This window comes from Staphylococcus sp. 231237_7MaSpsaltlick (assembly GCF_043107035.1).
Genome location: NZ_JBICNX010000020.1, coordinates 33,130 through 48,180, shown reverse-complemented (window position 1 = coordinate 48,180; position 15,051 = coordinate 33,130). Strand labels below are relative to the sequence as shown.

The following is a 15,051-nucleotide window of genomic DNA, read 5'->3' as shown; positions in this document are numbered from 1 at the left end:
TAACTTATTACACTAACGTTTTAACATAAGCACAACTTATACATACTGATTGAAAATTCAAAACTAAATTATGAAGTTTTCTAACTTTATCCAGTTGTTTTAAATTACATATAATTATACAATTTAAGTAACGGCATATATTAATAAAAACTTTCAGGGGGGATTTATATGGCTTCAAATATTAAGCAACAAGCTAAAAAAACGTTTGACCTTAATGGTAAAACGTACACGTATTATGATTTGAACACTTTAGAAGAACAAGGTTTTACTAAAGTATCGAAATTGCCATATTCAATTAGAGTATTATTAGAATCAGTATTGAGACAAGAAGACGGATTTGTTATTACAGATGAACACATTAAAGCATTATCTGAATTTACAGAAGGTGCTGATGGTGAAGTTCCATTTAAACCATCTCGTGTTATCTTACAAGACTTCACAGGTGTTCCTGCTGTTGTTGACTTGGCTTCATTACGTAAAGCGATGAATGACGTAGGTGGAGATTTAAACAAAATTAATCCAGAAGTACCAGTTGATTTAGTTATCGACCACTCAGTACAAGTAGATAGTTATGCCAACCCAGATGCATTAGAACGAAATATGAAATTAGAATTTGAACGTAACTATGAACGTTACCAATTCTTAAATTGGGCTACGAAAGCGTTTAATAACTATAGCGCCGTACCACCAGCAACAGGTATCGTACACCAAGTTAACTTAGAGTACTTGGCAAATGTTGTACATGCTCGTGAAGTTGATGGCGAAACAGTTACATTCCCAGACACATTAGTGGGTACTGACTCACATACGACAATGATTAACGGTCTAGGCGTATTAGGATGGGGTGTAGGTGGTATTGAAGCAGAAGCAGGTATGCTTGGTCAACCATCATATTTCCCAATTCCAGAAGTAGTTGGGGTTAGACTTTCAAATGCATTACCACAAGGTTCAACTGCAACGGACTTAGCATTACGTGTTACTCAAGAATTACGTAAAAAAGGTGTTGTTGGTAAATTTGTTGAATTCTTCGGACCAGGGGTACAACATTTACCTTTAGCTGACCGTGCAACAATTGCCAATATGGCACCTGAGTATGGTGCGACTTGTGGTTTCTTCCCAGTTGATGAAGAAGCATTAAAATATTTAAGACTAACAGGTCGTGCAGACGATCAAATCGATTTAGTTAAAAAATATTTAGAAGAAAATAGTATGTTCTTTACTGTAGATAAAGATGAACCTGAATATACAGATGTAGTTGAATTAGATTTATCAACTGTTGAAGCTTCATTATCAGGTCCTAAACGTCCACAAGATTTAATTTTCTTAAGCGACATGAAGAAAGAATTCGAAAAATCAGTTACTGCTCCAGCTGGTAACCAAGGTCATGGATTCGATGAAAGTGAATTTGATAAGAAAGCAACTATTAACTTTAAAGATGGTTCGACTTCAGAAATGAAAACAGGTGACATTGCGATTGCTGCAATCACATCATGTACGAATACATCAAACCCTTACGTTATGTTAGGTGCGGGTCTTGTTGCCAAGAAAGCAATCGAAAAAGGCTTAAAAGTACCTGAATATGTAAAAACTTCATTGGCGCCAGGTTCTAAGGTTGTAACAGGTTATTTAAGAGATGCTGGTTTACAAACATACTTAGATGAATTAGGTTTCAACTTAGTAGGTTATGGTTGTACAACATGTATCGGTAACTCTGGTCCATTGCTTGAAGAAATTGAAAAAGCAATTGCTGACGAAGATTTACTTGTTACTTCAGTACTTTCTGGTAACCGTAACTTTGAAGGACGTATCCATCCATTAGTAAAAGCTAACTATTTAGCATCTCCACAATTAGTTGTTGCCTATGCGTTAGCTGGTACAGTAGATATTGATTTACAAAATGAACCACTTGGTAAAGGTAAAAATGGAGAAGATGTATATCTTAATGATATCTGGCCAACAATTAAAGAGGTTGCTGACACTGTAGATAGTGTTGTTACTCCAGCTTTATTTAAAGAAGAATATGAAACGGTTTATAACAATAACGAAATGTGGAATGAAATTGATGTTACTGATAAACCATTATATGACTTTGATCCTGAATCAACATATATTCAAAATCCATCATTCTTCCAAAACTTATCAAAAGAGCCAGGTAAAATTGAACCATTAAATCAATTACGTGTAATGGGTAAATTTGGTGATTCAGTAACAACTGACCATATTTCTCCAGCAGGTGCTATCGGTAAAGATACGCCGGCCGGTAAATATTTATTAGAGCATAATGTACCAATTCGTGAATTTAACTCTTATGGTTCTCGTCGTGGTAACCATGAAGTAATGGTACGTGGTACTTTTGCAAACATTCGAATTAAAAACCAATTAGCACCAGGTACAGAAGGTGGATATACAACATATTGGCCAACTGGTGAACAAATGTCTATCTTTGATGCAGCAATGAAATACCGTGAAGATGGTACTGGATTAGTTGTATTAGCAGGTAATGACTACGGTATGGGTTCTTCACGTGACTGGGCAGCAAAAGGTACAAATTTATTAGGTGTTAAAACAGTAATTGCACAAAGTTATGAAAGAATTCACCGTTCTAACTTAGTAATGATGGGTGTATTACCTTTACAATTCCAAGAAGGCGAATCTGCAGATAGTTTAGGTATCGATGGTACTGAAATTATTTCAGTTGACGTTAACGAAGATGTAAAACCACATGACTTAGTTAAAGTTCAAGCTAAGAAAGAAAATGGCAAAGTAATTGAATTTGAAGCAATTGCTCGATTCGATTCAAATGTAGAATTAGATTATTACCGTAACGGTGGTATCTTACAATTAGTATTGAGAAATAAATTAGCTCAATAATGAATAATTAGTGAGTGAAAATGATTTGTATCAAGCTGTATTAGCAATATGCTAGTACAGCTTGTTTATGTTACCATTGTCATATATGAACAATTGAAAAGAGGATATCGAGAAATGATTTATAGTATAACTGAAATAGAATCACGCTACCAAGAAACGGATCAAATGGGTGTGATTTATCATGGGAATTATCCGACATGGTTTGAAGTTGCGCGTACGGATTATATTAGTAAGTTAGGGTTTAGTTATAAAGAAATGGAAGATTCAGGTGTAATCTCTCCTGTTACAGATATTGAAATCAAGTATATTAAGTCAATTACTTATCCTGAAAAGGTGAAAATCAAAACCTGGGTTGAAAAATATACAAGATTGCGTTCAAAGTATCGGTATGAAATATATAATGAAGCAGGGGAATTAGCAACGACGGGATCAACGGTATTGACGTGTATTACAAAGTCAGACTTTAAACCAGTCCGTTTAGATAAAGCATTCCCAGATTGGCATAATACATATCAAAGTATAGAATGCCGAAATAAAGCGGGAGAATCACTTGAGATTTGATTTGAATTAAACAGCGAACATGACCAACATAATATAATAATTTAAAAGATGGCCGTTCATCATAATATGAGCGACCATCTTTTATATAAATTGCAAAATAATTTGCATTAAAATGTATACTTGAATGAGTGTTGCAATGACGTTTGAACTCAATGAAAGTAGATTATAAATATTGTTGAACTGAACTTAACATCAACATGATTTAGAATTCAACTCAAATATCATCATTACTTATTGTTTAGAATACGAGATTTCATCAATGCCATCATTCACATCGATGAATAAATTGTCATCTTGGAAATACCATAAGTCTTTTTCTGCAATTACGACATTTAAACCTTGGTAATTATTCTCATATCCAATCTCTAAGTCATTTTTACGATCAACACTAAATGCAGGACTAAATCCTTGTTTCAACTGGAATTCTCCACCATAACGAACGAAGAATTGTAAGACTTTATCATCTTCTGGTAAATCTAGTTCTTCTTTAAACCAAGATACAGCATTGTCTGAAAGTTCTATACCCATAATTAAAGTCTCCTTTCGGTTCACAAGTGGTTCACTTATGACAATTAGTTACTAATTTTTAAATTAGTATTATATTCATTACCCAATTTGGATAATGTTAAAAGCAGTATAACATAATTTTTCGATTAATTTTCTAATAAACGCTTTGTTTTAGCTAATTTTACTAAAAATCATGCTAATGACCTATATAAATAGTATAATAGAATAATGTAGAAAAAGATGTTAAGACATATGGGGCAATATAATAAAAAAACTGAAGATAATTATACCTTCAGTTCTGATAAAAATTTATTCCCTTTTTAATTGTAACGTGGTTTTTGTAATAGTTACATCCATTTAATCTTAGGTTCTTCGCCTTTAAATATCCTTACAATATTTGAACGGTGTCTGATAATAAGTAATACACCAACGCCGATACTAACCACAAACAAAATGTAGTCTCTAATGACTAGCGCGCCAATGATACAACAAATTGATGCAATGATACTTGATAGCGATACATACTTTGTTAAATACAAAATTCCAAAGAAAATTGCTGCTAATATTAATAATAAGACAGGATTGATACCAAGTATGACACCAGCACTTGTAGCTACTGCTTTGCCACCTTTAAATCCTAAGTATACCGGATAAACATGGCCTAGAATTGCAAATGCTCCAACAATTAGACCGTTTGTGAAGAATGTGCTAATCGCACCATCTGCATGTACAGGTAACCATAAAGGAAAGAAAACGACAATAAATCCTTTGAAAATATCTAAGAAAGTAACTAAGAATCCAGCTGGCTTTCCTAATACTCTAAAGCTATTTGTCGCGCCAGTGTTACCACTACCAAATTGTCTAATATCTTTTTTGAAAAATAATTTTCCTATTACATAGCCACTTGGAAAAGCACCAATAAGGTAACTTAGTATTAACATGATTATTATCATCATATTCAATTACACATCCTTTAATGACATTAAAAACATTTTATCACATAAGAGGACCTTTAGACGAATAAAAATTAAAAAGAAATGAATAAACATTTAAATATTCATTTGGTGCTTGCATTTTATCTAGATTTATATAAAAATAACTATTGTATAGTTTTAATAACGAACGTACGTTTGTAGGAGGGCGAAACGATTGGCAATGAATAAACAAAATAATTACTCGGATGATTCCATACAGGTTCTTGAGGGATTAGAGGCCGTTAGAAAAAGACCTGGGATGTATATTGGTTCTACCGATAAACGTGGTTTACATCATTTGGTGTATGAAGTTGTCGATAATTCCGTCGATGAAGTATTAAACGGTTTTGGAAATGAAATCGCAGTTACAATAAACAAAGATGAGAGTATTACAATTGAGGATAATGGACGAGGTATGCCAACAGGAATTCATGCATCAGGTAAACCAACTGTTGAAGTTATCTTCACTGTACTTCATGCAGGTGGTAAATTTGGACAAGGTGGATACAAAACTTCTGGTGGTTTACATGGTGTAGGTGCGTCAGTAGTAAATGCATTGAGTGAATGGTTAGAGGTTGAAATTCATAGAGATGGTATGATCTATCAACAAAGTTTTAAAAATGGTGGTATACCCGCATCAGGATTAGTGAAAAAGGGCAAGACTAAAAAAACAGGTACGAAAGTAACCTTTAAACCCGACGGAGAAATATTTAAAACATCAACGTCATTTAATTACGAAACATTAAGTGAACGTTTACAGGAATCAGCATTTTTACTTAAGAATTTAAAAATACAACTTAAAGATTTACGCGCTGGTAAAGAACGTGAAGATGTTTATCACTATGAAGAAGGAATTAAAGAATTTGTTGCATACGTTAATGAGGGAAAAGAAATATTACATGACGTGGCATTATTTAGTGGTACAGCAAATAATATTGAAGTTGAAGTTGCGTTTCAATATAACGATCAATATTCAGAGAGTATATTGAGCTTTGTTAATAATGTGCGTACTAAAGACGGAGGTACACATGAAGTTGGTTTCAAGACTGCAATGACACGTGTGTTTAATGAATATGCACGTCGAATTAATGAATTGAAAGCAAAGGATAAGAATTTAGATGGTAATGACATTCGAGAAGGTTTAACAGCAATTATTTCAATTCGAATACCTGAAGAACTGCTCCAATTCGAAGGACAAACAAAGTCTAAATTAGGTACAAATGAAGCTAGAAGTGCCGTTGATTCAGTTGTAGCAGAAAAACTACCATACTATCTTGAGGAAAAGGGGCAACTTTCTAAAGCGTTAGTTAAGAAAGCTGTTAAGGCACAACAAGCTCGTGAAGCTGCACGTAAAGCAAGAGAAGATGCACGTTCAGGAAAGAAAAATAAACGTAAAGACACGTTGTTATCTGGGAAGCTAACGCCGGCCCAAAGTAAAAATACTGAGAAAAAAGAACTGTATTTAGTTGAGGGTGATTCTGCTGGTGGATCTGCAAAATTAGGTAGAGATCGAAAATACCAAGCTATCTTACCATTAAGAGGTAAAGTGATAAATACAGAAAAAGCTAGACTGGAAGATATTTTCAAAAATGAAGAGATTAATACGATCATTCATACCATAGGCGCAGGTGTAGGAAATGAATTTAAGATTGAGGATAGCAATTACAATCGCGTTATTATTATGACTGATGCCGATACAGATGGTGCGCATATTCAGATATTATTACTTACTTTCTTCTTTAAATATATGAAACCGTTAGTTGAAGCGGGGAGAGTATTTATTGCATTACCTCCATTATATAAATTGGAAAAAGGTAAAGGCGCTTCGAAGAAAGTTGAATATGCATGGACGGATGAAGAATTAGAAAAGCTACAAAAGAAACTTGGTAAAGGATTTATGTTGCAACGATACAAAGGTCTTGGTGAAATGAATGCCGATCAACTTTGGGAAACAACAATGAATCCTGAAACAAGAACTTTGATCAGAGTGCAAGTGGACGATGAATTACGTTCATCTAAACGTGTGACAACGTTGATGGGTGATAAAGTTGCGCCACGTCGTGAATGGATTGAAAAGCATGTTGAATTTGGACTTCAAGAAGATCAAAGTATATTAGATAATAATGAAATTCAAATTTTAGAACAGGAAAATCCTAATGAGGAGGAAGTAAATTGAGTGAAATAATCCAAGATTTATCACTTGAAGATGTTATTGGAGATCGTTTTGGTAGATATAGTAAATACATCATTCAAGAGCGTGCTTTGCCAGACGTAAGAGATGGACTCAAACCTGTTCAAAGACGTATTTTATATGCAATGTTTTCAAGCGGAAATACATTTGATAAAAATTTCCGTAAAAGTGCCAAGACGGTCGGTGACGTAATTGGACAATTTCACCCGCATGGTGACACATCCGTTTACGATGCAATGGTGCGATTGAGCCAAGATTGGAAATTACGCCATGTATTAATAGAAATGCAAGGTAATAATGGTAGTATCGACAATGATCCAGCAGCAGCAATGCGTTATACTGAGGCTAAGTTGAGTCGTATTTCTGAGGAATTACTTAGAGACATTAATAAAGAAACCGTACCATTTATGCCGAACTATGATGATACAACGATGGAACCAATGGTGTTACCTGCAAGATTACCGAATTTGTTGATTAACGGCAGTACTGGTATTTCATCTGGTTACGCGACGGATATACCACCTCATAATTTGGGTGAAGTCATTCAAGCGACATTAAAGTATATTGATAATCCAGATATTACAGTAAGCCAGTTAATGAAATATGTTAAAGGTCCAGACTTCCCAACAGGTGGCATTATTCAAGGGATTGATGGAATTAAAAAGGCATATGAATCTGGTAAAGGTAAAATCATTGTCCGTTCTAAAGTTGATGTTGAAGAACTTAGAAATGGACGTAAAGAATTAATTGTTACTGAAGTACCTTATGAAGTGAATAAGAGTGCATTAGTTAAGAAAATGGATGAATTACGTGCCGACAAAAAAGTAGATGGTATTGTTGAGGTACGTGATGAAACAGATAGAACGGGTTTACGTATTGCAATTGAATTGAAGAAAGATGTAAATAGTGAAGCTGTAGCTAACTATTTATACAAAAATACTGATTTACAAGTTGCTTATAACTTTAATATGGTTGCAATCAGTGAAGGCAGACCTAAGTTAATGGGCATTCGTGAAATAATTGATAGTTATTTAAATCATCAAATTGATGTGGTGACAAAACGTACACGCTTTGAATTAGATCATGCTGAAAGCCGTATGCATATTGTAGAAGGTTTAATGAAAGCTTTATCAATATTAGATGAAGTGATTCAATTAATTCGTAATTCTAAAAATAAAAAGGATGCGAAGGAAAACTTAGTTGACAAATATGCTTTTACTGAAGCACAAGCTGAAGCAATCGTTACATTACAATTGTATAGATTGACCAATACTGATATTGTACAACTTCAGGATGAACATGATGAGTTAAAGGCATTAATTGATAGACTGAAAAATATCTTAGATAATCATGATGCATTATTAACAGTTATTAAAGAAGAGCTAACAGATATTCGCAAACGTTTTAAACAAGAACGTCTTTCTAAAATTGAAGCGGAAATTACAGAAATTAAGATTGATAAAGAAGTGATGATTCCTAGCGAGACTGTAGTAATGAGTATTACGAAGCATGGCTACATTAAACGTACATCTCTACGTAGTTTCAACGCAAGTGGTATAGATGAGATTGGTGTTAAAGATGGAGACGCATTGTTAAAACAACAAGAAATGAATACACTTGATACGGTCTTAGTGTTTACAAACAAAGGACGATATTTATTTATTCCGGTTTATAAACTAGCTGACATTAAATGGAAAGACTTAGGCCAACATGTTTCGCAAATTGTCCCAATCGACGAAGGTGAATATGTTATTGATATTTATGGTGAAAGTGATTTTAAACCTGAAGCGTATTATATTTTAGCTACTAAAAATGGCATGATTAAGAAAAGTAATGTGTCTATGTTTAAAACGTCGCGCTATAATAAGCCTTTAGTTGCCATGAAATTAAAGGATAACGATGAAATTATTGATGTAATGCGTATTTCTAAAACTCAGTTACTGACAGTGATTACCAATAAAGGTATGTCATTAACATACAGTAGTGAAGAATTGTCAGATACTGGACTAAGAGCAGCTGGCGTGAAATCAATCAACTTGAAAAATGAAGATTTCGTTGTGTTAACACAAATTATTTCTGAACCAAATACTATTCTAATGGCAACACAACGTGGATCATTAAAACGAATAAGCTTCAAGATATTACAAGAAGCTAAACGTGCACAACGCGGTATTACGTTATTGAAAGAACTTAAAAAGGCGCCACATCGTATCGTTGCAGCTAAAGTAGTGAACCCTGAAGATAAGAACTACACGATTTATTCTTCTAAAGATCAAGAAACAGGGTTGATTTCAGATATTCATTTATCTGAACAATATACGAATGGTAGTTTTATCGTAGATGTTACCGACTTCGGTGAGGTCGAAGGATTAGATTTAAAATAAAATTAAAAAAATTGTTAGTAAATTCTTCTATAGAATGATAAAATAATGACATATGCAATATAATTGAACCCAAGAGATTTATGGTTAGTTATAGATATCAAATGGAATGATTCGATTCTATTTATTGTCTATTAACTTTGCAAGTATATTATCGCTTTTAAAAGAGATAATACGGCTTGTGATAATACTATAAATCTCTTGATTTTATTATGAATTTTAAATAGTAGATTTGAGGGATAAAAGTGAGAGATTTTGATGGTTTAATTCCGGATTGGTTTAAAGATTTCGTCCAAGTCGGTAATGATTTGATTTGGTCTCAGTACCTAATTGGGTTACTGATAACTGCCGGTATTTTCTTTACAATTGGGTCTAAGTTTGTTCAATTGAGATGGATTCCTGAAATGTTTCGTGCCATTGGTGAGAAACCTGAAACTTTAGATAATGGCAAGAAAGGTATCGCACCATTCCAAGCATTTGCAATTAGTGCAGCTTCTCGTGTTGGTACCGGTAATATAGCAGGTGTGGCTACAGCGATTGTTTTAGGTGGACCTGGCGCAGTTTTTTGGATGTGGATTATCGCCTTCATTGGTGCAGCAAGTGCCTTTATTGAAGCAACATTAGCACAGGTATATAAAGTGCCTGACGAAGATGGTGGTTTCCGTGGTGGACCAGCTTATTACATAACAAAAGGACTAAATCAAAAATGGTTGGGTATTGTATTTGCGGTATTGATTACAGTTACATTTGCTTTCGTATTTAATACAGTTCAATCTAATACAATAGCAGAATCATTAAAAACACAGTACAATGTGAGTCCAGTCATTACAGGTATTATATTAGCAATTTTAACGGCTGTTATTATCTTTGGTGGTGTAAGAAGTATTGCTACGATGTCATCTGTTATCGTTCCAATTATGGCAATACTTTACATCTTTACAGTTATTGTAATCTTAATATTAAATTTCGATCAAATCATTCCAATGATTACAACGATTATTAAAAGTGCATTTGGTCTAGAACAAGTAACAGGTGGTACAATTGGTGCTACAATTTTACAAGGTGTAAAACGTGGTTTGTTCTCAAACGAAGCAGGTATGGGTTCTGCCCCTAACGCAGCAGCAACAGCGGCGGCACCTCACCCAGTGAAACAAGGTTTAATTCAATCATTAGGTGTATTCTTTGATACAATGCTTGTTTGTACGTCAACAGCAATTATGATCTTATTATATTCTGGATTGAAGTTCGGTGAAGATGCACCACAGGGTGTAGCCGTAACACAGTCAGCACTCAATGAACACATTGGTAGCATTGGTGGTATATTCTTAACAGTGGCAATTGCTTTATTTGCATTCTCATCTGTTGTAGGAAATTATTACTATGGTCAATCAAATATTGAGTTTTTATCAAAAAATAAAGTTATCTTATTTATTTTTAGATGTCTTGTCGTTGTTTTAGTATTTATTGGAGCAGTAGCAAAAACGGATGTTGTATGGAGTACAGCTGATTTATTCATGGGCTTAATGGCCATTGTTAACTTAGTTGCAATTATAGGATTATCCAATATTGCATTTGCTGTAATGAATGATTATCAGAAACAACGTAAAGCTGGTAGAAAGCCAGTGTTTAGACCAGAAGAGTTGGAAATCAATTTATTTGGTATTGAAAGTTGGGGCATGAAAAAATAGAATAACAGTTAAATATTTATGTTAGTACTGTTTCAGCCTAACATAGAAAGACAATTGCTAGTGATCAATATAGCAATTGTCTTTTTTTTATAAAATTTAGTTGAGTTGTTGTTAATTTATTGAGTTAGCTTTGTGTAATATCTAATGGAGGTATGAGTTGCATAAAATAGCTTGGTCTATTATTCAAAATATACTATGTATGCTTTATGATTATAATTGTTACTGTATTCTATTTAAGATGAAGGAACCAACAATTTAATCATCGTTGTTGTTATTGCACATTAGGCAGTGATAAATATATTTTATACGTGCTTTTTTATGAATGAAGGCGATCTATTACTTCCAATTTTTTTAGTTTCAATATATAATTTTACTGACATATAAATAAGGATGAACAATATGAATGATTACTTAGTTACTAAAGTTTTAAATAATAATGTTATCATTTGCACAAAAGATATGCATGAGTACGTGTTGATTGCTAAAGGGATAGGGTTTAATAAAAAAGCTGGCATGACTATTCATAATCATCAATCTATTGAAAAGGTTTATGTACTAGATCAGAAATCGCAACAAGAATACTACAAATCTATTATTGAATATGCAGATGATCAACTTATACAAGCAGTTATTGATGCCGTTAATATTATAACGAGTTCGGAATTGACAATTGATAATCAACAACTCGTGGTCTCTGTTACGGATCATATTATTTTTGCTTATAAACGCTTAAAACAAGGTCAAGTTATAAATAATCCTTTTGTAGCTGAAACAAAGCAATTATACCAAACAGCTTATTCGATTGCGGAAAAGGTGATTTATAAATTAAATCATGTGTTGGATGTGAATTTTCCAGAAGATGAAATAGGATTTATCGCATTACACATAGCTTCAAATACTGAAACGGTTTCTCTTGAAGAAATTAAATCAATTAATCGACTTATTAATAAAAGTATTTTTATATTAGAGCATGATTTGAAAAGTGATATTGATAAAAATTCGGTTCAATATCAACGGTTTATTCGGCATATTCAATTTTTAATAAAGAGGTTGAGTAGTGGTGAGAATTTACAACATAATGGTGCGTTTGAAGCGTTATTAAAGGAGCAATATCCATTGTGTTATAATATTGCGCTCAAAATTATGAAGATGTTACAGCAAGAGTTAAAGGTTGAAATATATGAAGCGGAAATTACTTATCTTACGTTACATGTATATCATTTTATGGCAAATAAAAAATAAATGACGGTTGCTATTTTTTAATAACAATTGTTGCATTATTTTATATGCTTCCTTTAAAGTAGGCACTTAAAAAGTGAAATCTTTTAAGGGAGTCATTTTACTTGATATATGAAAATGAATTTAATCAATAAATGAGAAAAAGCAACGTACTGTGATAAAGGTGTACGTTGCTTTTCATTTCTTTATAATTCTAATATTCAGTTGAAAACTATTTCTTAATCACTAATTATATAAATTTCACTACATTTTCAAAAGTAGGCAATAAAAATAGAGATAATACTAAAAAAAGTACTATTGTGACATATAAAGAATTATGAGTATAAATTGGTTTTATAAATAATCATTAATTAGGATTTTAAATATTATTAATTTTGTTGGTTTTACATATAAAATGACGGCTTCTTTTCTTAAATCTAAAATAATGAGTAAAATATAGTAATTCGTATAACTTTAGAAATATTAATTTAAACTTTTTAAGAACTCAAATTTCTTTTCCAAATAAATATGAGAAGCTTTTGAACCCATATTATGGAACATGAATCCATGACCTTGTTCACTTTTCTTTATATCCGGTATATACAATTCTGATTTAACATTGTGTTCTTTTAATATATGATAATAATCTCTAGCTTGATCTGCGAATGTACCTGTGTTCCCGTCACTAATATAAGTAGGTGGAGATTCACTAGTAACTTTTTTTATCAAATTTATTTTATTGATTTTATCTTCATTTCCACTTACAACAGGCATATCGAAATAAGCAGCCATACTTTGACCAAAGATATAATCTGTTATTAAATTTTCTTTTTTTGTCTTGTGACCACGTGATGCATCAAGTGCTGGGGACTCTAAAACTAAAGCTTTTATGTTTTTAGATTTAATGACAGGCTTAATACCTGATTCTTTGGAATACTGTGGATTTGTTTGAATTGTTGTAAAATCGGCAGCTATAAATCCACCTGAGCTCCCACCTGCAAAAACTACTGAATCCATGTTTATTTTATACTTCTCATCATTTTTTTTCATGAAATTTACAGCTTCTGATAATTGATTAACTGGGGTCGGATGTACATATTGAGGTGCCAATGCATAGTTTATTGTTACTACATTAAACCCATGGTCTATCATTTTTTCATATTGTTTTAAAGTTGTATTTTGAGATGTGCTTGCGTTAGGATCACCACCCATAGAGTCGCCTTGGATAAAGCCTCCCCCATGAACATAAAAATACGTTGGTCGATTTTTATCAAAATGTCCAGTTGGTGTAATGATATTTAAATAACTTCTTGGATATTTATCACCATATTTAATATTTGTAGTTAATTGGTATTTTTTATCGATTATCATAGTTTTAGATGGAGGAGCATTATAGCTGTTTTTAGCACCTGTAGAATTTTGTAAAAATAAAGTAACTGGTTTAGGTGAAATTATACAGATGATTAATAGTATTGTAATGAATGTTAAAACTAATAGTGTAATCAGTTTTAGCCCTGTAACTAATATAGTCAATATAGCATGCTTGAATTTCCTTCTAATTCCTAAACCAATACTTAATAAGATAAATCCTGTAATAGATAGTGTGACTTGAGCGGCTAAAAATAGGGCTATTTTATTAAATAACATCCAAGTAATTTCAATTAAAATGAAAAATGTTGACAATAACATAATTACAGCAAATATTTTTCTATTAGTAAGCTGTTTTATGATTACCATATTAATTATTAGTGCAATAATTGATATGACACCTAGTGGTATAAGATAATTGATAAAAAATGCCTGTGACCAATTTAACAAAATAAAAAGCAAACCCATGATACTACTGTATATTTTGAATTTATTTCTCATTTTCTAATATTTCCTTTTCGATAATTTTAAGTTGTTTTGCTATTGTTGTTAAACTTTCGATAACTTTATCCCAATCTTTACCATCGAAGCCGTGTCCAATGGGCATTAATGTATTTATTAATTCATTTCTCTTAGTATTTAACAGTTCATGACCATATTTTGTTAATTTAATAAAAACAACTCTACGATCTTTTTTATTATATATTCGCTCAATATATCCTTTATCTACTAATCTACTGACAATAGCTGTGATAGAACTTTTTTTAACATTAAACTCTTTTGCCAATAAACTAGAAGTACAATCTTCTCTTGAATTTATTGCGTTCATTAAATTGAATTGATCTGATGTAATAGGACTATTGGCAAAGGCATCTTTTTGAATAACGTACATGCTATTCATCATTGATTGTGAAATTTGACTATACTTATCAATGTATTGTTCTAAAGTTTTTATATCCATTTGAGAACTCCTTTTATAATATAGTTTCATTCTCTAACTATTAGACTGTGAAATTAGTTTAATCTATATATTTAAAAGTGTCAATAATAGACAAACCAAATAGTGCTTATAACTTTACCAGTCGAAATTGTCCATCAGTAGTTCAAAAAGTGAAAATCTTGGTATTAATAAACAATAAAATTTGAGAATCAAAAGAGACCATTGTTGTTTGGAAATCGAGTAGTTTGGTACGAGACAAGGAGGAGTTAATCACATGAGTTAATCAACTTAACGAACGATTTGTGATATTTCATAGGATTATAAGAAAATATAATTATAGATAAATTATGTG

At 32.3% G+C, this 15,051-nt stretch carries 10 protein-coding genes; 6 read left to right on the top strand and 4 right to left on the bottom strand.

Annotated elements, in window-relative coordinates:
• Positions 1 to 168 precede the first annotated feature (168 nt).
• Both acnA and menI read left to right on the top strand, forming a co-directional pair.
• Entirely contained in the window at positions 169 to 2,871 is a 2,703-nt protein-coding gene (acnA, locus tag ACF91D_RS24250) for an aconitate hydratase AcnA (protein ID WP_107527440.1), read from the top strand.
• Between the two features lie 114 nt (positions 2,872 to 2,985).
• A complete protein-coding gene (menI, locus tag ACF91D_RS24245; RefSeq protein WP_107527441.1) occupies positions 2,986 to 3,432 on the top strand; it encodes a 1,4-dihydroxy-2-naphthoyl-CoA hydrolase MenI in 447 nt (148 codons plus the stop codon).
• Between the two features lie 231 nt (positions 3,433 to 3,663).
• On the opposite strand, the gene ACF91D_RS24240 is transcribed toward menI, so the two are convergent.
• Both ACF91D_RS24240 and plsY read right to left on the bottom strand, forming a co-directional pair.
• Entirely contained in the window at positions 3,664 to 3,960 is a 297-nt protein-coding gene (locus tag ACF91D_RS24240) for a HesB/YadR/YfhF family protein (protein WP_042738769.1), read from the bottom strand.
• A gap of 326 nt (positions 3,961 to 4,286) precedes the next feature.
• A complete protein-coding gene (gene plsY / locus ACF91D_RS24235) occupies positions 4,287 to 4,895 on the bottom strand; it encodes a glycerol-3-phosphate 1-O-acyltransferase PlsY (protein ID WP_107527442.1) in 609 nt (202 codons plus the stop codon).
• Between the two features lie 199 nt (positions 4,896 to 5,094).
• Between plsY and parE the strand changes: the two genes are divergently transcribed.
• The 4 genes from parE (at position 5,095) to glcT (ending at position 12,415) form a co-directional block, all read left to right on the top strand.
• Entirely contained in the window at positions 5,095 to 7,089 is a 1,995-nt protein-coding gene (gene parE / locus ACF91D_RS24230; RefSeq protein ID WP_392437851.1) for a DNA topoisomerase IV subunit B, read from the top strand.
• Positions 7,086 to 9,488 carry a DNA topoisomerase IV subunit A gene (parC, locus tag ACF91D_RS24225; RefSeq protein WP_107527443.1) on the top strand — a complete coding sequence of 801 codons (2,403 nt, stop codon included), beginning with the start codon at positions 7,086 to 7,088 and terminating at the stop codon, positions 9,486 to 9,488. Before parE ends, parC begins: the two co-directional genes overlap by 4 nt.
• 242 nt (positions 9,489 to 9,730) lie before the next feature.
• A complete protein-coding gene (gene alsT / locus ACF91D_RS24220; RefSeq protein WP_042738765.1) occupies positions 9,731 to 11,173 on the top strand; it encodes a glutamine transporter AlsT in 1,443 nt (480 codons plus the stop codon).
• A 399-nt stretch (positions 11,174 to 11,572) separates the two neighbouring features.
• Entirely contained in the window at positions 11,573 to 12,415 is an 843-nt protein-coding gene (glcT, locus tag ACF91D_RS24215; protein WP_107589420.1) for a glucose PTS transporter transcription antiterminator GlcT, read from the top strand.
• Between the two features lie 459 nt (positions 12,416 to 12,874).
• Here the strand turns inward: glcT and ACF91D_RS24210 are convergent, their stop codons facing one another.
• Both ACF91D_RS24210 and ACF91D_RS24205 read right to left on the bottom strand, forming a co-directional pair.
• On the bottom strand, positions 12,875 to 14,260 hold the full coding sequence (locus ACF91D_RS24210) for an alpha/beta hydrolase (protein ID WP_107589419.1): 1,386 nt from the start codon (positions 14,258 to 14,260) through the stop codon (positions 12,875 to 12,877).
• Positions 14,250 to 14,720, bottom strand: a complete 471-nt coding sequence (locus ACF91D_RS24205) for a MarR family winged helix-turn-helix transcriptional regulator (protein WP_107591404.1) — start codon at positions 14,718 to 14,720, stop codon at positions 14,250 to 14,252. Before ACF91D_RS24205 ends, ACF91D_RS24210 begins: the two co-directional genes overlap by 11 nt.
• Positions 14,721 to 15,051: the final 331 nt, after the last annotated feature.